The organism is Bradyrhizobium sp. STM 3843 (genome assembly GCF_000239815.1).
Lineage (GTDB): Bacteria > Pseudomonadota > Alphaproteobacteria > Rhizobiales > Xanthobacteraceae > Bradyrhizobium.
This window is the reverse complement of the sequence record NZ_CAFK01000074.1, coordinates 1-19,525: the sequence shown is the minus strand read 5'-3', so window position 1 is coordinate 19,525 and position 19,525 is coordinate 1. Positions and strand designations below refer to the sequence as shown.

The 19,525-nt window shown below is 61.1% G+C and carries 18 protein-coding genes; 15 read left to right on the top strand and 3 right to left on the bottom strand.

What is annotated here, in order from left to right; genetic code table 11:
* The first annotated feature begins 153 nt into the window (after positions 1-153).
* From BRAS3843_RS10280 to BRAS3843_RS10260, 4 genes are all read left to right on the top strand, one after another.
* On the top strand, positions 154-1,632 hold the full coding sequence (locus BRAS3843_RS10280; RefSeq protein WP_347379574.1) for a glycosyltransferase family 39 protein: 1,479 nt from the start codon (positions 154-156) through the stop codon (positions 1,630-1,632).
* 184 nt (positions 1,633-1,816) lie between these two features.
* Entirely contained in the window at positions 1,817-2,149 is a 333-nt protein-coding gene (locus tag BRAS3843_RS10275; RefSeq protein WP_008968790.1) for a hypothetical protein, read from the top strand.
* Positions 2,150-2,777: 628 nt separating this feature from the next.
* A complete protein-coding gene (locus BRAS3843_RS10265; RefSeq protein ID WP_008968789.1) occupies positions 2,778-3,449 on the top strand; it encodes a response regulator transcription factor in 672 nt (223 codons plus the stop codon).
* Entirely contained in the window at positions 3,446-4,903 is a 1,458-nt protein-coding gene (locus tag BRAS3843_RS10260) for a HAMP domain-containing sensor histidine kinase (protein ID WP_347379573.1), read from the top strand. Before BRAS3843_RS10265 ends, BRAS3843_RS10260 begins: the two co-directional genes overlap by 4 nt.
* Positions 4,904-4,994: 91 nt before the next feature.
* Here the strand turns inward: BRAS3843_RS10260 and BRAS3843_RS10255 are convergent, their stop codons facing one another.
* The 3 genes from BRAS3843_RS10255 to BRAS3843_RS10245 all read right to left on the bottom strand — a co-directional run bounded on the left by BRAS3843_RS10255 (position 4,995) and on the right by BRAS3843_RS10245 (position 7,940).
* On the bottom strand, positions 4,995-5,951 hold the full coding sequence (locus tag BRAS3843_RS10255; protein ID WP_244425230.1) for a fatty acid desaturase: 957 nt from the start codon (positions 5,949-5,951) through the stop codon (positions 4,995-4,997).
* 801 nt (positions 5,952-6,752) lie between these two features.
* Positions 6,753-6,959, bottom strand: a complete 207-nt coding sequence (locus BRAS3843_RS41435) for a hypothetical protein (protein WP_175361102.1) — start codon at positions 6,957-6,959, stop codon at positions 6,753-6,755.
* 57 nt (positions 6,960-7,016) lie between these two features.
* A complete protein-coding gene (locus BRAS3843_RS10245) occupies positions 7,017-7,940 on the bottom strand; it encodes a LysR family transcriptional regulator (RefSeq protein WP_035981322.1) in 924 nt (307 codons plus the stop codon).
* A 104-nt stretch (positions 7,941-8,044) separates the two neighbouring features.
* Here BRAS3843_RS10245 and BRAS3843_RS10240 point away from each other — a divergent pair, with 104 nt between their 5' ends.
* From BRAS3843_RS10240 to BRAS3843_RS10190, 11 genes are all read left to right on the top strand, one after another.
* Positions 8,045-8,371, top strand: coding sequence for a Dabb family protein (locus BRAS3843_RS10240; protein ID WP_008968782.1), 327 nt, complete (start codon positions 8,045-8,047; stop codon positions 8,369-8,371).
* Positions 8,368-9,435, top strand: coding sequence for a maleylacetate reductase (locus BRAS3843_RS10235; protein WP_008968781.1), 1,068 nt, complete (start codon positions 8,368-8,370; stop codon positions 9,433-9,435). The genes BRAS3843_RS10240 and BRAS3843_RS10235 overlap by 4 nt, the downstream gene beginning before the upstream one ends.
* Positions 9,436-9,542: 107 nt before the next feature.
* The gene (locus tag BRAS3843_RS10230; protein ID WP_008968780.1) at positions 9,543-10,427 is read left to right on the top strand and encodes an intradiol ring-cleavage dioxygenase; all 885 of its coding nucleotides are present in this window, start codon (positions 9,543-9,545) and stop codon (positions 10,425-10,427) included.
* Between the two features lie 66 nt (positions 10,428-10,493).
* On the top strand, positions 10,494-11,888 hold the full coding sequence (locus BRAS3843_RS10225) for an FAD-linked oxidase C-terminal domain-containing protein (RefSeq protein WP_008968779.1): 1,395 nt from the start codon (positions 10,494-10,496) through the stop codon (positions 11,886-11,888).
* A complete protein-coding gene (locus BRAS3843_RS10220; RefSeq protein ID WP_008968778.1) occupies positions 11,885-13,408 on the top strand; it encodes a sugar ABC transporter ATP-binding protein in 1,524 nt (507 codons plus the stop codon). Before BRAS3843_RS10225 ends, BRAS3843_RS10220 begins: the two co-directional genes overlap by 4 nt.
* Positions 13,401-14,351, top strand: coding sequence for an ABC transporter permease (locus BRAS3843_RS10215; RefSeq protein ID WP_035981326.1), 951 nt, complete (start codon positions 13,401-13,403; stop codon positions 14,349-14,351). Before BRAS3843_RS10220 ends, BRAS3843_RS10215 begins: the two co-directional genes overlap by 8 nt.
* The gene (locus BRAS3843_RS10210) at positions 14,348-15,325 is read left to right on the top strand and encodes an ABC transporter permease (RefSeq protein WP_008968776.1); all 978 of its coding nucleotides are present in this window, start codon (positions 14,348-14,350) and stop codon (positions 15,323-15,325) included. The genes BRAS3843_RS10215 and BRAS3843_RS10210 overlap by 4 nt, the downstream gene beginning before the upstream one ends.
* Before the next feature lie 39 nt (positions 15,326-15,364).
* Positions 15,365-16,339 carry a sugar ABC transporter substrate-binding protein gene (locus tag BRAS3843_RS10205; protein WP_035981319.1) on the top strand — a complete coding sequence of 325 codons (975 nt, stop codon included), beginning with the start codon at positions 15,365-15,367 and terminating at the stop codon, positions 16,337-16,339.
* Positions 16,340-16,414: 75 nt separating this feature from the next.
* On the top strand, positions 16,415-16,702 hold the full coding sequence (locus tag BRAS3843_RS10200) for a YciI family protein (protein WP_008968774.1): 288 nt from the start codon (positions 16,415-16,417) through the stop codon (positions 16,700-16,702).
* A gap of 373 nt (positions 16,703-17,075) precedes the next feature.
* On the top strand, positions 17,076-18,791 hold the full coding sequence (locus tag BRAS3843_RS10195; protein WP_244425228.1) for a PQQ-dependent methanol/ethanol family dehydrogenase: 1,716 nt from the start codon (positions 17,076-17,078) through the stop codon (positions 18,789-18,791).
* Between the two features lie 145 nt (positions 18,792-18,936).
* A partial coding sequence (locus BRAS3843_RS10190) for a transporter substrate-binding domain-containing protein (RefSeq protein WP_035981316.1) occupies positions 18,937-19,525 on the top strand: 589 nt, incomplete at its 3' end.

Below are 19,525 nucleotides of genomic sequence, written 5' to 3'. Positions count from 1 at the left end.
ACCGCAGTTTTTCCGTTCTCCGTCATGGCCAAACGGTCGGATCGCTGCCCCGCGCGATGGCGCCGTCCTTTCATACGATGGCTGGAGGGCGTCGAAGCGGGCTGGTCGGTGCCCCTTCTACTCCTTTGCTTTGTCGCTGTCTGGACCGTCGCCTTGTCGATTGCCTATCTCGGCGCCGGCCTGCATCCTGATGTGCTCGAGACCTGGACCCTGGGCCGACACTTCGCATGGGGCTACATCAAGCATCCGCCGCTGATGGGTTGGGTCACCGGCGCCTGGAGTTCGATCTTTCCGCCGACCAACTGGTCGCTCCAGTTGATGGCAATGTCCAACGCTGCGCTGGCGCTCTGGTTTGTCGATCTCATCTCGAGACAGTTCGTGACCGGGCATAAGCGATTGATCGTACTGCTCCTGCTTATGTTGACTCCCGCATATCAGTTCCACGCCCAACGATTCAATGCCAACGCCGTCCTGCTGGCGACCTGGCCACTCGCGACTTTTTGCTTTCTGCGGGCCTTCGAAACAAGGACCACGCGCTGGGCAATTGCGGCCGGATTTGCCACCGCGCTGGCGATGTTGGGGAAATATTACTCTATCTTCATGGTGGCCAGTTTTGCTCTGGCTGCCTTGGCGCACCCCTTGCGGCGCACATATTTCACGACGGCTTCACCTTGGATCTCAGCGGCGACCGGGCTCATCACGCTCTCGCCGCATATCTACTGGCTCGCAAAAACCGGAGCGCCGCCTTTCTCCTATGCACTGGCACACACTGGCGCTGATCTACAAACGTCGCTTCGGGATGTCATCTCCTTCCTGGCCGGACTTGCGGCCGCGATGAGTGTCTCCGCCATCGTTTGGGTGATGATTTCCGGTGACCGCCTCAAGCGCTTTGGCCAGGACTTTTCCGCGATGAACTCAGGCCTCCGACTGCTTTTTTATGTCGCACTCGGGACGATCGCCCTGCCCGTCTGCACATCGCTCGCGATCGGCACCGATTTGCCATCCCTGTGGGCCTTGCAGGGGCTATTCCTGTTCGCCATTCTCATCGTGTGCAGCACGCGCTATCGCATTGAGCGATTCCACACTGTCAACGCGACGGTCCTTGTGGCATGCATCGCTGCGGTAGCGGTCGTGATCGCAGCTCCGCTCCATGCGTTGTGGCGCAACAGCTACGGCTATATGGAGGGGCGCACCTTCTACCGCGAGGCCGCGAATGAACTTACCCGCCAGTGGCACGAGCTGACGGGAGTTCCACTTGCGGTTGTCAGCGGCAACGACAGCCTTGGATTTGTCGCCGCTTTTTACAGTCCTGATCATCCGCAATATACGCAAGATTTCGCCGATGGCTCCGGATGGGAATTGCCCAACAAGACGACTATGGAGCGCGGCTGGGCAGCCCTCTGTTTCCAGGACCAGGCCGACTGCCTTCATTGGATGCGGCAGACGACGGCGCGGGCGGGGAACTTCGAGTTTGTCAGCCACGTATTCGCCGTTCAATCGGACTTGTTGGGCCTGCCCGGGCTCAAGCGCAATGTTGTTGCATTGTTTGCTATGCGACGTCGTGGCGCAGCAAGGGCTCTCCAAACTCAAGATGGAAAGCTTACCGACCAGAAAACGCCTTTGCCCTATTGATTAGACGCCGCGCGTTCTGCTTCCGCCGTAGCAATGCGCCAGGGCTTGGTGGAAACAACCGGGGCGCCTGACCAAGGCAAGCGTGCAAAGCCTGAGGATATCGAGATCGGCAACGTAATCCTATCGCAATGCTGCGAGGCCAGATTGCCCTGCATCGTACGACCAATTCCGGAAGGAGCATCCCATGAATAAGCCAGTCGTGATCGCGGCGGCGGCACTCATCGCTGTTGCATCGTTCTCACCGACAGGAGCGAAAGCCGGTGACGGTGGAGCCATCGCAGCAGGCGTGATTGGCGGGCTCGCCGTTGGCGCACTGGCCGGCTCTGCCATTGCGAATTCCCGTCGCGCGCCAGCCTATGTCTATGATGATGACCACGTCTATGTTCCGGCGTATCGGCGACGGGTACGCGTGTATCGCTACTACGAGGTTCCGAGCTATTCAGGCTATGAGTATCCGGGTTACGACTATTCGACCGGCTATCACGACGGGTACTACGATGCATCATCCGGATGGTAAACCTTGACGTTGCATCTGGCGGCTGAATGCAGACGGCGCAGGCTTCAACAGAGGACAGCGCCGTCTGCGATGCGCTTGGAATGTCACGTGTGATGTCGACGTTTCAGACCTAAAAAAAGACAAGCTCTCGAATTTGGAGCTTCTTGCGCCGCTTTCTCAACCCGGCCAACGGCTGCGCGCTCATGCTGGCATAGCGTTGGTCGCGGGACCCGACACGCTCGTGGATTGACGATCTAGATATTTGGCTCCAAGACCTGCTCGCCCTCTTCCGAACGTTCGCCCGGCGTTCTGGAAGGTCGCGATCCCAATTCCGGAGAAATGGCGTGCCTCTCCGATAGGCCGTTGTCGTGCGCCGCTCGAATATGCGATCCGCCGCGATGCTCACCTCACCCTCGCCGGGTCTCTCGAACATCCACAGTTTATAACGGGGTGCCCAGCAACCTTGCGGGGTACGTGCCCCGGCCGTCATTGGCTCGTTCAAGAGGCCGCAATAGGCAACGATCACCAGAAAATGCACATGTTATCAATATGTTATCGAATAGCACAACTTCGATCCCGGCTCGTAATCCTATTGCAATGTACCGGTAATGATTGGAGTTATGACTTTGAGAGGCCTTAGGAGAAGATGGTGCGGGTTCTGGTCGTGGAGGATGATCCCCAACTGGGGCCCTGGCTTCGGGATGCGCTCGCGGCCGCCTTTGGCTCGTCCGATATGGTCACAACGCTCGACGAAGGTCGAGCTGCGGTTGCTGTGCGGAACTTCGACCTCGTCGTGATCGATAGAGGCCTTCCGGATGGCGACGGACTGGCGCTGCTCCCCGATCTGAGACAGCAGAAACCGAGCCCCGCGACGATCGTGCTGACGTCGCTCGACGATCCGATCGACATCGCCCGCGCGCTCGACGACGGGGCCGATGACTATGTTCCCAAGCCGTTCGAACCAATTGAACTGCTGGCGAGAGCCAAGGCCGTGCTGCGGCGCCTCTTTCTTGACAAAGGTGCCGTCGTGAACATCGGAAATCTGAGCTATGACATCGTCAATCGCGTCGTCTGCATCGACCAGCATCCCATTGTTGTTCCTCGGCGCGAGCTCGCGATTTTGGAGGCCATGGTTCGACGGACCGGACGCGTCGTATTGCGCGAAACGCTCGAGCTTGCCGCCTATGGCTTTGAGGACGAAATCCAGTCGAACGCGATCGAGGCACATGTCTCCCGACTGCGTCGTCGTCTTCGCGAAGCCAATTGCAAGATTGCAATCCGCCCCGTCCGTGGCCTTGGATATCTGTTGAGCGGCGAATGATGAGTTTGAAGTTTCAAATGCTGAGACGCCTTCGTCGCTCGATCACGGTATTGTCCGCAACTCTCATCGGAGTTGTGACGACCATCATGCTGTTGTGCGCAGCCGCTTTGCTCATCCGACTTGGCGGTGATGACGATGGCACTTGGGGAGCCGCCGACGTCGCTGACGCCCTGAAAGAGGCGATCGTACGCAACGTGCAGGGCCAGTTGATGGTCAAACAGACCAAGCGGCTCGACAAGATCATTCGCGACTTTCCAGCGTTCTGGTACGTTGTGTCCGATAAGAGTGGAGAAGTCAGTTTTGGCCCAATACCAAAATGGCGCCCACAGAAGACTCCCATGTCGCAGCCGGGAACAAGTTTCCTTGCTTATGCGGTCGATGGTCAGACCAGAAACATCAAGAAGATGGTGGCTGTTAGAGACACCCCCGCCGGCGAAGTCTGGATCGAGACAGGGGGTGTTGCCTACACTGCAACACAGCTCATGATTGGGACGCTGACCGATGCGACGCTTGTTGCGCTTCCGATCCTTATCGTTCTCGTCGCGACTGCGTTCACGGCTCTGGTCTTTGTACCGACTCTGATCGCCTGTCCGGTCCGCGCGGTCGCGACCGCGGCCGAGATGATCGACGGTGTTCCTGACGGTCGCCGGTTGCCGGAACAAGACGCGCCGGCGGAATTGCTGCCGCTAATAGCGGCCTTTAATCGAGCGTTGTCGCGAATTGATCGTGCATCAAACGCGCAACGAGCGTTCTTATCCAACGCGGCTCATGAGCTGCGAACTCCTCTCACCAACACGCGCACCACGCTAGAACAGGTCGCGGATCCCGAGCTTCGCACCAAGCTCATTGCCGAAAACCAGAAGCTCTCATCAATTGTCACCATGCTCCTTCAGTTGGCGCGCATCTCGATCGAGCCCGCCGAACGTACAGACATAGAGCTTGTGGCGCTCGCGCGCCGAGTTGCGGCCGATCACGTGCCCACGGCTTTGAAAAGCGGAAGTGAAATCGCTTTCACTGACCCAGGTTACGCAGTCTGGGTGCGAGGTTCGGAAGCGGCGATCGCCGTTGCGCTTTCCAACTTGATCCGAAACGCTGTGCTTCACGCGGGGACAAGCGGCCCTATTCTCGTCACGGTCACGCCCTCGGGGCAATTGAGTGTGATCGATACTGGACCAGGTATGAAGGTTAGCCAACCAGACCTTCTACTTGAGCCGTTCAGGCGTGGAGACACCAGAGCCGAGGGGGTTGGTCTCGGTCTTTCCATCGTTTCCCAGGTAATGGTTACTCACAATGGCAGTGTCGCGATCTGCGAGACACCAGGTGGCGGAACGACTATCAAATTGACTTTTCCCACTATAGCCGGTCAAACACCAGATTTGCCGTTCGACAATTCGAAAATGGTCGCTCAAACATTGACCGAAGTCCAGACAACCGCCCCCATTTCGGCTGCTTGATGGCTGTTGAACTGGCGATAAAAGCGATCGTTGCGGTCCGGCGACTGTTGGGAATTGGCTGAAAGGGCAATCATCAGTCCCACGGCGGCGGCTAAGCTCCGCCAGATTGCGCCCGATCTAAGCTGTCGCCTGCTTCCGAAGACGTGCGCCTTCGCGTGTCACGAGCCTGCGCGATCGTATTTGGCGGTCGGCAAGTCACCTTGGACATAACCAGCGGACTCGGCCCCACAACATCGGTCGCGAGACCGAGCTTCTCGAACAAGCGAATGGTCAACCACGTCGTGTCCAACTCCCACCATTTGTGACCATGACGAGCCGAGCGGGGATCCGCATGGTGATTGTTGTGCCAGCCTTCACCGTGGGCCAGAACGCCGACGATGATGTTGTTCCGGCTATCCTCGTCTGTCTGGTAATTCCGGTATCCCCAGAGGTGGGCCACAGAATTCACAGCCCAGGTCTGGTGCCACACAACGACCGTCCGTACGAACACGCCCCAGATCAGAATACTTGCCCCGAATTGGACAGCGTCCATCACGGCGCCACCCATGACCACTTCAGCAAGGAAACCCGCGCCGAAGAACACTGCCCACTGCAAGAGAATAATCTCGAGCTGGAGCCAATCGCGTTCCAGCGCCGCGTAAAATGGGTCTCGCAGAATATCCTTGGCGTATCGGTCGTAAATCTTGAGTCGCCTCAGATCGGGGTTCTTCAGCACCAGCCAGCCGACATGGCTCCAGAGAAAATTGACCAAGGGGCTGTGCGGATCGCACTGTTCGTCCGTGTGCTGATGATGGAGGCGGTGTACAGCGACCCAACGGGCCGGCGTGTCCTGCACGCAGCCAATAGCAATGACCGCGAGCACGTGTTCGAACCACTTCGGACATTTGAAGCCACGATGGGTGAGCAGACGGTGGTAGCAGATGTTAATACCCAGCAATCCCATCACCCGCGCAGCGACGATTGCGAGGATGACCCCGGTCCAGCTAAAGGTCCACGGTACAAAAGCGATCAGCGCCAGGAGGTGGCCGACGAGAATGGAGATAGCCACCGGCCAGTCGATGCGGTGTATGACGACGCCCGCAGGCAGCGGTAGGCGAACAGTCGCTTTAGCGTTAGCGCGGCTGGCAGAGGACGGCTTGACGGTTTTCGGAACGGCTACGCGGTCTGTTCTCATTTCGAGAGGCAACGTGCTGTTTTCAAGGGGGGCTGGTCTAGGTTGACGCAAGGGATCAGGTCATCGATTACGACCAAGCCGCTTCGAAGCTGGCTCCCCGATAGATCGCCCGCTCCTTTGCGCGGGCTTCCATATTTGTGGGTTCGATATTCGCCGGTGGCTCGCCATCGAGGAGCATCTCAACCGTATCATTCCCACAGATTACCACCGCACCGTCTGGTGGGCTTTGGCGCTGCCGACTTGTACCAACCTATGCCCGAACGATCCGCTTTTCTGCACCGGCCGCGCCAACAAAGTGCTGCATGTCAAAACGAACAATGCCGTGAAGAACAGCGATAGGGCATCATTGGTTGTGAACCGGGGTCGGATCTTCATGCGACGAGCCTTGATGACGATGCGGCGGTCAAACGCCAATGTTTCCTGATTCCTCGAACCCATCTCCCGATTGATCGATCAACATTACCGACAAATTACCACCGATGCCGAACCGGTGATTGTCACACTGCACCCATGAGGCTTCGTCTCGCGCAGTCGGATATGATCTCAAGTTCGCGCTTCGCGCGTGCCACTTTCCGGAACCAAGATCCGAATCTCATGCGACATCAGCACAGGAACAGCCTTCCTGCTCTCCGCCCTGCTCCCCGCATGAAATAGCGGGTCGGTCGTTCACAGGCTCTAGATACATGAGGCGAAAAGAATGCCCTTTTCCCCTACAGCAACACTGAGGAACGTCGTATTCACATCCCACGGGTTCACGCCGCAACGGCGCATGATGCTTAACGCGTTAGAGACGAGAGTCTCGGAATAGAAGCCAGTTTGCTGACAGTGCGCCTGGCAGGAATTCACATCAAGTTTGTTCATATCCAACAAGGTCAGCGCCACGCGTCGTGGCCCGCAAATTTCCTTGGTGGTCACAGGGAACTACGAGAGTTCGACGTTCTATTTTGGCGGCTCAATCCAGATTCCCGGAGCGGAATGTGCGCGGATATGCTCGACCAGAAAGTCCGCGAATACCCTGATCTTGGCCGGCAGCCTGACGCGGTTCTGGTAGGCGATATTCATCGTCAGCAGCGGCAACTCCCAATCCAGAAGGATCGGCACGAGCTTGCCGGCAAGAATGTCGCCCTGCACGATGTAGAGCGGCTGAATCAGTATCCCGAGGCCTGCAAGGGCCGCCTCCCTGATCACCTGGCCGTCGTTGCTGTCGAGCGTCGGTGCGATTCGAATCGTCTGGGCCTCGTTGTCGCTGCGCAAGGACAATGAATAGGGATCGTTGGCAAGATTGTAGATCAGCATGTCGTGCCGCACGAGATCGGCTGGCACAATGGGGCGCCCACGGCTGACGAGGTAGGACGGAGCCGCCGCCAGCACGCGCCGCATCTGCCCGATGCGGCGGACGACAATGCTGGAGTCGGGTTCGTGCTCGCGGGTGCGGATCGCCACATCGATCCCCGCCTCGATAAAATCGGGGTAGCGATTGGCGGCAATGATCTGCACGTTCAGTTTTGGATAGGCCGCGCGGAACGCCGGCAGCATCGGCGCGAGATAGATGGTCGCAAAAGAGAGCGAGCTCGTGACGCGCAACATCCCCTGCGGCGACAGCGCGCGGTCGCTCGCCGCGTCTTCGGCTTCGGCCAGCTCGTTGAGCAGCGCGCTGCAGCGCTGGAGGAACTGCTGCCCGGCTTCGGTCAGCCACAGCCGTCGCGTGTTGCGCTCGATCAGGCGAACGGCCAGCCTCTCCTCCAGCGCGCTGAGATGCCGGCTCGCTGCCGCGTTCGACATCCGCAAGGCTTCCGCCGCCTTGGACAGGCTGCCGAGTTCGGCCGTTCGGGCGAATACCTCGAGTTGCAGCAAGCGGTCCATTCTTACGTATACCGGAAAAGAGAGTTACATTTTTTGACCTTTATTTCCGTTCTACGTAAGGCAAAATCGCCCACAAGAACACGGACAGGCGAGGACGCACGGGAATGTCGGGGCCGATCAGGCACATCGTGATGTGGCGGCTGCGGGCGGAAACGCCTGCCGAGCGCACCACTGCCCGCCTCAAGGTGAAGACCTTGTTCGAGGGCCTGAAAGGCCGGATCGACGGACTGACCCACATCGAGGTTGGTCTCGATGTCAGCGACGTCGACTATGCCTGCGATGTCGTCCTCGTGTCCGAATTCACCAGCTGTGCCGCGCTGAAGGCCTATGCGTCCCATCCCGAGCACCTTCGCGTGCGCGAGGAGCTCGGCGACATCAGGATCGGCCGCTTCCAGGTCGACTATCCCGTCAGAGCCGAGGCGGGCGCATGATCGGCGGATTCGCTTTCGAGGCTCTGCCCTGCCGCGTCGTGTTCGGCAGCGGCACGTTGAGCGCGGCAGGCGCGGAAATCGAGCGGCTCGGCAGCAGACGCGCCCTGGTGCTGACCACGCCACATCAGGAGGCAGAGGGCGCCAGGCTCGGCGCCGCACTGGGACCGCTCTATGCGGGCCTGTTCCCAGGCGCGACCATGCACACACCGGTCGACGTGACCGAGCGCGCGCTCGCGGCGATGAGGGCGAGCGCGGCCGATTGCGTCGTCTCCCTGGGTGGCGGATCAACCACCGGTCTCGGCAAGGCTTTGGCCTTGCGGACCGGCATCAATCAGCTATGCATCCCAACCACCTATGCCGGCTCCGAGATGACGCCGATCCTCGGCCAGACCGAGAATGGGCTGAAGACCACTCTGCGCGACGTCGCTGTGCTGCCGGAGACGGTGATCTACGACGTCGACCTGACGCTCACCTTGCCGGTCGGGCTGACTGTTTCCTCAGGGATGAACGCGATCGCGCATGCCGCGGAGGCGCTGTATGCACGCGACAGCAATCCGGTGACATCGTTGATGGCGGAAGAAGGCATCCGCGCGCTTGCCCACGCCTTGCCCGCGATCGTCGCCACCCCCAATGACCGGGAGGCGCGGACCGAGGCACTGTATGGCGCCTGGCTCTGCGGCGTGTGCCTCGGCAATGTCGGCATGGCGCTGCACCACAAGCTCTGTCATGCGCTCGGCGGCACGTTCGATCTGCCACATGCCGAAACCCATACCATCGTGCTGCCGCACGCGCTCAACTACAATCGCCCTGCGGCCCCCGCGGCCATGGCGCGCATCGCCCGCGCCATCGGTGCCGATGACGCGGCACAAGGACTTTATGACCTCGCCAGGGAGCTGAATGCCAAGCTCGCGCTGCGCGACATCGGCATGCCCGAAAGCGGCATCGACAAGGCGGCAGACCTTGCCGTGACCAATGCCTATTGGAATCCGCGGCCGCTCGAGCGCGACGCCCTCCGCGATCTGATCGCGCGGGCATGGGCGGGCGAACGGCCGGCGCAAGCATGAAGGGAATCGAACGTGCCCCGGGCTGAGACCGACGTCATCGCTGCCGTCCGGCATCTCAAGCGGCTGTCCAGGCTCGGCGAACGGACACTCTGAGGAGGAGCCGCGGTTTGCGAAACTTTGACGAGACCACGATCACGACTGCGGTGCTCGAGCGCCTGGCGGGCGCACGTGATGCGCGGATCAAAGAGGTGAGCGAGGCACTGGTGCGCCATCTTCATGCCTTCATACGCGAAGTGCGCCCCACCCAGAAGGAATGGGCTGATGGCATCGACTTCCTCACCCGGACCGGCCACATGTGCGACGATAAGCGCCAGGAATTCATCCTGTTGTCGGACACGCTCGGCGTCTCCATGCTGGTCGATGCGATCAATCATCCTATGCCGGAAGGCGCTACCGAAACCACCGTGCTCGGTCCCTTCTTCGTCGAAGCCGCGCCCGAAAAGCCGAATGGCAGCGACATATCAGGACCGATGAAAGGCGATCCGATGCTGGTCACCGGCTCGGTCTCGGCGGCAGACGGCCGTCCGCTGGCGGGGGCGGTCGTGGACGTCTGGCACTCCGATGATGACGGCTACTACGACGTGCAAAGGCTTGAGCAGATCGGCGATCTCGCGATGCGTGCGCGATTTCGCACCGGCGCGGACGGTCGCTTCCATTTCTGGTCGATCAAGCCCGCCGCCTACCCGATCCCAAACGACGGCCCGGTCGGCGAGATGTTGGCGGCGCAGGGCCGGCACCCGTGGCGACCGGCTCACGTGCATTTCATGATCTCGGCTCCCGGCTTCGAGCAGCTCGTGACGCACATCTTCGTCGCCGGAGACAAGTATCTCGACTCCGATGTCGTGTTCGGCGTCAAGGACAGCCTGATACGGGACTTTGAACGTCGTCCACCCGGCCGTGCACCGGATGGCCGCATGATGGAGACAGCGTACTTCTACCTCGACTATGATTTCGGCCTGAAGCAGGTTGCGAGCAGCACGCATCCGGCCTAAGCCAGTGAGCGACGGCGAAGGACCGCAAAGAGTCCGGAAGCCATTGAGGAACGAAGGGGAGGAATGATGGGATTGCGGATCAGCGCCGCTGCGTTGGCCGATCGCCTTTCAGACCTGATCGGTCCGCGCGCCAGTGTCGCGCGCGGCGTCCTGGATCAGCACGGCCAGAGCGAATCCTACTACCCGACGCTGCCGCCAGACATCGTCGTATTTCCCGAGACGACGCAGGAAGTCGTCCAGATCGTCCGGCTTTGCGCCGAGGCCGGCGCGGCGGTCGTGCCGTTCGGGGCTGGCACATCTCTCGAAGGTAATGCCGCTTCCGTCACCGGAGGTGTCTGTTTCGACTTCGCGCGCATGAACAAGGTGCTGTCCGTGCACGACAGTGACATGGACGCCGTGGTGCAGCCGGGCATTACACGCAAGCAGTTCAATGCAGAGCTGCGCGGGACTGGACTGTTCTTCCCCATCGATCCCGGTGCCGACGCTTCGATCGGTGGCATGGCCTCGACGCGCGCCTCCGGCACCATGGCCGTACGCTACGGGACCATGAAGGATAACGTTCTCGCATTGGAGGTGGTCCTGGCCGACGGCCGAGTGATCCGTACGGCAAGGCGCGCGCGCAAATCCGCGGCTGGCTACGATCTGACGCGGCTGTTCGTCGGGTCGGAGGGAACGCTCGGCCTGATCACCGAACTCACGCTGAAGCTACATCCGGTGCCGCAGGCGACCTCGGCCGCGACATGCGGCTTCGACAATCTCCACGACGCGGTCGATACCGCGATTGCCCTGATTCAATCGGCCGTTCCAGCCGCCCGGATCGAGCTTCTCGATGATGTCATGATGCGCGGCATCAATGCCTATTCGAAGCTCGGCTATCAGGAAGCGCCGACCCTGTTTTTGGAGTTTCATGGCTCGGAGGCTGCTGTCATCGAGCAGGCGCAGACGGCGGAGACGATCGCCGTCGAGCACGGCGGCCGCGGCTTCGCATGGGCCAAGGCGGCCGAGGACCGCAGCCGCCTCTGGCACGCGCGTGACAATACGCTCTACGCCGGCCTCGGCCTGCGGCCGGGCGCCCGCGCGGTCATTACCGACGTCTGCGTGCCGATCTCCCGGCTGGCCGAATGCCTGACGGAAACGCGCCGGGACGCCGACGAGCATGGCTTCATGGCTCCCATCGTCGGCCATGTCGGCGACGGCAACTTCCACATGCTGATCCTGATCGATCCGGCGAATGAGGGTGAGATCGCCGGCGCCAAGGCGTTGCAGGCGCGCATGGTCGCGCGCGCGATTGCCATGGACGGAACGTGCACCGGCGAACACGGCGTCGGGCTTGGCAAGATCGACTACCTCCAGGACGAGCTTGGCGACGCCGTCGCCGTCATGCGCTCGGTCAAAGCGGCGCTCGATCCTCACGGTCTGATGAACCCGGGAAAGATCTTTGCCGGCGGAGCGCGGCCATGAGCGTGGCATCGCCCATTGCAGCTCCTTCGCCGGCGCCGTTGCTGGAACTACGCGGTATCAGCAAGGAATTTCCCGGCGTCAAGGCGCTGGATGACGTGTCGTTTGCCATCCATCCAGGCGAAGTTCATATGCTGCTCGGCGAGAATGGCGCCGGGAAATCCAGCCTCATGAAGATCCTGTGTGGCGCCTATTGCGCCGATACGGGCGAGTTCTACTACAAGGGCGCCAAGGTTGCGATCACCTCGATCGCGGATGCGCAGAAGCTCGGCATTGCCGTGATCTTTCAGGAATTCTCGCTCGTTCCCTTCCTCGATATCGCACAGAACATCTTCCTCGGCCGCGAGCCGAAAGGCCGATTGCCCGGTACCATCGACCGCCGCAAGATCCTGGCGGACGCGCGGCGCGTGCTCGACACGATTGGTTTCGACATCGATCCGTCGGTCATCGTCGACACGCTCGGCGTCGCGCAGCAACAGATGGTCGAGATCGCAAAAGCGATCAGCCAGAATGCGCGGATCCTGGTGATGGACGAGCCAACGGCAGCGCTGTCCGATCGTGAGGCCGAGCTGCTGTTCGCGCTGATCGCGCGGCTAAAGGCGGACGGCGTTGCGATCGTCTATATCTCGCACCGCATCGCCGAGGTGTTCGCACTCGGCGACCGCATTACCGTCCTGCGCGACGGCCGTCGCATTGACAATCTCCGCCCTGCCGATGTCACGCCCGACCAGCTCGTTCGCATGATGGTCGGCCGAAACGTCGACATGACCTATCCCCGCCATTTCGCCGAACGGCCGGGCGAGTTGCTGCTGGAGGTCAAAGGACTGAGTTCGACGACCGGCATCTCCGACATCAATATCGAGGTCCGACGGGGCGAGATCGTCGGCCTGTGCGGTCTCGTCGGGTCCGGTCGCACCGAGGTGGCTCGTGCGATCTTCGGCGCCGATTCGATCTTGGAAGGCGAGATCATCTTCGACGGTCAACCCGTCTCAGGCGAGCCGGACATCGCCGCCCGTCGCGGCATCGCGCTGATCCCCGAGAGCCGCAAGAGCGAAGGTCTCGCGCTGATGCGCTCGGTTGGCGACAATCTCGTCGTATCGGCACTCAAAAAGCTCTTTCCAAGCGGGCTCTACGATCCACGCGCCGCGCAGCGCACAGCAGACGGGCTGATCCGGCAACTCAGGATCGCTACTCCAAATGCACGGCAAACGGTCGGTCTGCTCTCGGGCGGCAATCAGCAGAAGGTTGTGATCGGCAAATGGCTGGCGGCCGGCGCTAAGCTGTTCATTTTCGACGAGCCGACGCGCGGGATCGACATCGGCGCCAAAGCCGAGATCTTTGCGTTGATCGACCGACTGGTCGCCGAAGGTGCCGCGGCCCTGATGATCTCGTCCGAGCAGATCGAGATCTGCCACGTCTGCGACCGCGCCTATGTCATGCGCGAGGGCCGCGTCGCTGGACACCTGACGCGTAGCGAACTAACCGAGGAGAATATCGTGCGGCTGGGGATGCATGATGCCTGACGCTGCCGTCATCTCGCAGATTCGTTTATTCCAGCGCACTCCAGGGGTGGCGATCGTCCTGGTGCTGCTGATCGGGCTGTTCGGTGCGATCGCGCCGGGCTTTCTGTCGGCTGCGAACCTCGCCAATGTGCTCGTGCAGTCGACAATTCTGACCATGCTCGCATTGCCGATGACCCTGATCATCATGACCGAGGGGCTCGACCTCTCGATGGGCGCGGTGCTCACGCTCACCTCGCTCTGTGTCGCCATCGTCTCCCTCGCAACCAAATCCGCACTGCTGGGCTTGGGAGCTGCCGTCCTGGTCGGCGCTGCGTTCGGCACCGTCAATGGCTGGCTGGTCGCAATCGTCGGAATTCCGCCGTTCGTGGCGACCCTTGCCACGCTCGGGATCGCGCAAGGCCTATCGCTGATCATGAGCGACGGCCAGAGCGTGGTGGGCATTCCCCATAGCGTGCGCGACATCTATTCGGCCGCTGTGCTCAGCGTACCCGTCCCCATCATCATAGGACTCGCAAGCTACGGCGTCTTTCACGGCCTGCTCTATCACACCCGGTTCGGCACGTACGTCTTCGCACTCGGCGGCAATCGGGAGGCGCTCAGATATGCAGGCCTGTCGCCAACTCGGCTGCTGATCGCGGTCTACGCGATCGGGGGCACGATGGTCGGTGTCGCCGGCCTCCTGATGACCGCACGGATGAATTCGGGGCATCCAACTGCGGGGCTCGGGCTCGAATTCGACGCAATCGCGGCGGTGGCGGTCGGCGGCACCTCGTTCGAGCGCGGCAATGGCTGGCTGCTCGGCACCGTGCTTGGGGTCATCGCCGTTGGCGTGCTGCGCAACGGGCTCAACCTGGTCTCGTTGCCCTCCTCCATTCAGGTCGCCAGCGTCGGTGCGCTCGTTATCGTGGCCCTGTTCCTCGACGGCTTTCGGAGCCGGTCATGACCGACCTCATCAAAGAGACCTTGTCGCCGCCGCGGTCCATCCTATCGCAGAACGCGTCACAGGCGTTCTATCGGTTGCTGGCGGCGCTTCTGATCTGCGCCGCTTTGACGCTTCTCAGCGACTCGTTCCTGAGCCTCGGCAATATCCTCAACGTGCTGAGGCAGGCGAGCCTGACTTTCTTCATCGCCTCGGGTCTGACCCTGGTCGTGCTGACCGCCGGCCTCGATCTTTCAGTCGGCGCCAATGTTGCATTGTCGGCCTGTCTTGCCGGCACAGTGATCCATCAGACCGGCTCACCGGCGCTTGGGATCCTCACCGGACTGGTGGTGGGAGGCGTCGTCGGATTCCTGAACGGATTCATGGTCACCGCGCTGCGCATCCCTTCCTTCATCGCCACCTACGGGATGCTATGGGTGCTGAACGGCGTCACATACTGGTACATGGCAGGCGAGACGGTGCACGGCTTCCCGGCCGGCTTCCGTCAGATCGGCAGTGGCTATTTCCTTGGGCTTCCTGTCCCGGTCTATCTGCTGCTGATCTTTCTCGCGATCGGATCGCTCTTCGCGCAACGCACCATCTGGGGCCAGGAGATCTACGCCATCGGCGCCAATCCGGTCGCAGCGAGACTCTCGGGCATTCCGGTCACGCGTCGACTGTTGCTTGTGTACACCGTGTCGGGGACCATGGCCGGAATCGCCTCCATCATCTTCCTGGCACGGCTCAACTCTGCCGAAGCCGACATCGGCGAGAGCCTGACGCTTCCTGCCATTGCGGCCGTCCTGATTGGTGGCGCCTCGCTGTTCGGCGGAATTGGAACCGTCTTCGGTACGTTCATCGGAGCATCGATCCTGACGCTTGTGCTGAATGGCATGAACCTGCTCTCGATCAGCGCGAACTGGCAGCCGCTCGTCACCGGAATCATTGTGATCGTTGCAGTCTGGCTCGACATGAAGACCCGACGTTCGGCGCAATGAGCTTGTAAGAAAACTCAAAAAATGAGGGATGGAAATAAGATGAAACATCGAATGACGCGCTGCCTCGCTCTGTCATTTCTGATCACAGCGGCTTCGACGCAGGCCCGCGCCGACAACGAAACAATTGCGGTCTTCACGAAGAACCAGACAAATCCGTTCTTTCAGACCGTCCGGGTCGGCGCGGACAACATGGCAAAGGCGCTGAACGCCAAAATTCTCCACTATATTCCGACAAAACCGGACTCGATCCCGGAGCAGCTCAGCCAGATCGAGGATGTCGTGGTGAAGAAACCGAGCGCCATTGTCTTCACGCCGGTCGACTACAAGGCGATGGTACCCGGAGTCGAGAAGATCAATGACGCCAAGATTCCTGTCGTCAACATCACCGACCGTTCCGCCGGGGGCAAATTCGTGTCCTTCGTCGGCGCTGACGACTACAGTCTTGGTCTGGAGACTGGACGCTTCCTGCTCAAGGCGCTCGGGGGCAAGGGCAATGTTGTCATCATTGAAGGTGTCAAGGGCTCCCTCACCAACGTCGATCGCGTCCGCGGATTCAATGACGCTCTCAAAGAGACGCCCGGAGTGAAACTCCTGGCTTCGCAGCCCGGCAACTACCAACGCCTGCAGGCCCTGCAGGTGATGGAAAATCTGATGCAGTCCAATTCGCAGATCGACGGTGTGCTCGCCGCCAACGATGCCATGGCCATCGGCGCCATCGAGGCGCTGGACGGCGCGAATCGCAAGGCCCTCGTCATCGGCATCAATGGCACCAAGGAGGCCGTCGACGCAATCAAGTCGGGCAAGCTGCTCGCCAGCGGTGACTATAACGGCTTCGCTCAGGGTTGCCTCGGTGCCATGATGGCCATCCGCACGCTTCGCGGTCAGCCGGTGATCAGTGAGATCGTGCTGAAGCCGACCGTCATCACGAGCGAGAACTATCAGCCGTTCGACATTTCGCTGGAGCAGCGGACGTGTCCGACCTTCGAAGACGCAAGCAAGCTCGGCGCGAAATAGCGAGCCCGTGTTCTCGTCAATGTAGAGAGCGGCTGCCGGCTGGGAGCCGTCCCCACATCAGTCACGGAGAGACTCATGCTTTTTGCCATCCACGCCCTCGACCGTTCCGGCGCGCTTCCTGTCCGGCTCACCAACTACGATGCACACAAGGCTTACCTCAGCGACAGCTCTCGCCATGCCGTCACGATCGTCATGTCCGGCCCGCTCGTCTCCGACGACGGTTCGAAGATGATCGGAAGCCTGTTCGTGGTCGAAGCCCCCGGACGCGCCGAGGTCGAAGCGTTCAATCGCGCCGACCCCTTTGCCGCAGCAGGCATCTGGGAAACCGTTACCATCACTGGATTCCTGCGGCGCCAAGGCTGATGCGGCCGACCAAAATGGAGCGATCAATAGATTTTTCGTTCACGCCGCGAGATGTATTAGGGCAATGGGTCGGGCACTTATGTCGGTCGAGACGAGCGTCCGCTGAACCGGCCGGAGCCCTCACCGCCGGCTCGGTCGACCGATCTCGCGAGCCCAGATGCGCCGCTCCGGACATCAGAAATCCCCACAAGCACATGAAAGAGCGATAGAATCGGCGTTCGACGCCGGCCCATTGGCCTACTACCTTCCGCCTATGAGAGCCCGAGAGAGGTGGTGGTGTAATTCACCCAGATGCTTGCAGCGCGACTGCACATCGGGGCTCGGCGCGGTGCGCGCCACACGACCACAACAAAGACAAATGCGGAGGGAACTGATGAATTTCACGAGCAGGAGATTCTTGGCTGGCATCTCGACGGTTGCCTTCCTTGTGGCCGGCACCGTTGGTGTCCGCGCCAATGACTCGGCGCTGAAGGCGACCAGCGAGCCCGGGGCCTGGGCAATGGCAGGCCATGATTACGGCAACACCCGGTTCAGCCCGCTCAAGGAGATCAACGCCGACAACGCTGGCAAGTTGTCGCTGGTCTATTCGTTCTCGCTGGCCTCGCTGCGCTCGAACGAGGCCTCGCCGATCGTGATCGGCAACACGCTCTATGTTTCGACCTCATGGGGTCCGAAATACGTCTATGCGCTGGATGCCGCGACCGGCGCGCGCAAATGGACCTATGAGCCGGATATTCCTGACGATGTGCTGCAGTTTGCCTGCTGCGACGTCAACAACCGCGGCATCTCCTATGCCGACGGCAAGCTCTTCGTCGGCCGGCTCGACGGTAAGCTGACCGCGCTCGATGCCGCGACCGGCAAGGAGCTGTGGACGTCGAAGGTCGTCGACTACAAACAGGGCTCGGTGATCACCTCGCCGCCACTGGTCGTACGCGACAAGGTCATCACCGGCTTTGGCGGCGGCGAGTATGGCGTGCGCGGTTCGCTGCAGGCCTTCGACATCAACTCCGGTAAGGTGCTGTGGCAGACCTACACCGTCCCTGCTCCCGGCCAACCCGGCAGCGAGACCTGGAAGGGCGACACCGGCCTGCACGGCGGCGGGGCGGCATGGCTGGTCGGCTCCTATGATCCGAAGAGCGACACGGTCTATTGGGGCACCAGCAATCCCGGTCCCTGGAATACCGCCGTGCGCTCGACCGGCAACGGTGATTTCGGCAAGCTGACCAATCTCTATACCGCGTCCACGCTGGCGCTCGACCCGAACACCGGCAATATCAAGTGGCACATCCAGACCACCCCTGCCGATGCCTGGGACTATGACGGCGTCAACGAAGCCATCCTCGCCGACCTGAAGATCGGCGGCGCGGCGGTTCCGACGCTGATGAAGGCCGACCGCAACGGCTTCTTCTTCGTGGCCAATCGTGAAACCGGCAAGGTGATCTCGGCCGAGAAGTACGTCTTCGCCAACTGGGCGCAGAAATGGGACACTTCGACTTTGCGCGCGGTCGAGGATCCGGACAAGCGGCCGGGCCCCGGACATCCTGTCAAGGACGTCTGTCCGAATCTGATCGGTGGCAAGAACTGGCAGCCGATGTCGTACAATCCGGAGACGGGCCTGGTCTATATCCCAGCCAACAATGTCTGCATGGACTGGGCGGTCAGCGACGTCTCCTACAAGCGCGGCGTGTTCTATCTCGGTGCGGAATTCCCGACCAAGGAAGGCCCGGGCGGCTTCCTCGGTGAGCTCATCGCCTGGGATCCCGTGAACAACAAGAAGGTCTGGTCCATCCAGGAAGACCTTCCCTTCAACGGAGGCACGCTCACCACCGCAGGCGGTCTGGTCTTCTCTGGCAATCTGCACGGCGATTTCCGCGCCATCGATGCCAAGTCCGGAAAGATCCTGTGGAAGCGCAATCTCGGCTCCGGCATTGGCGCCGGTCCCGTGACCTACTCGGTGGACGGGAAGCAGTACGTCGCCGTGGTCGTCGGGCGCACCGCCTCGATCCCGGCCTTCCTGGGTGAGATCGGCAAGAAGATGACGAACGCGGCTCCCGAGGGCGGCGCGTTGTTCGTCTTCGCAGTCCAATAGCCGCAACGGCCACGACAGAAGCGCGTGTCCCCGGAATCGGGACACGCGCACAGTCGGGCCTATCCGCCTGAAACGAAGGGCACCGCACGGCCGCCAGGACCGAGCTCTTCCGGACAAACAAGATAACAAGATCGAGGGATCGAGGATGCGCCTGAATCGTCGTCAGACTAGCTCGAACTGGCAGGCCGCCGCCGAATTGTCAGCACGTGCGACGACCCTCGTCGCATTGATGGCCTCCACTCTGCTGGCATCGTCGGCTGCAGGATTGGCAAACGAGGCCGACCCGCTAAGGTTATGCGCGGATCCGACCAACCTCCCCTTCTCGAGTGACAATCCATCGCAGCCGGGATTTTATCTCGAGGTCGGCCAGGCCCTGTCGCAGCAGATCGGCCGCCCCGTCACCTACGACTGGTACAAATCCTATTTCGGCAAGCGGACTGTACGCGTGACGCTGCTGGGCAAACAGTGCGACGCCATGATAGGCCTGCCGCTGTCCTCGGAATTCATGGGACCAACAGTGATCTTCTCGAAGAAGATCACGACCGAAACCTATGCGCTCGTCAGCCGTGGAACGCTCGTCCTGAGCAGCATCGACGACCTCCGGGGCAAGCGCGTCGCGGTGCAATATCAGACCACGCCGCAAAATCTGCTGGCCGAGCGCGACGATATCGAGAAGGTCACCGTGCTGACGCCGGACGAGGGCATGACGGCTCTCGCCCAGGGCAAGGTCGACG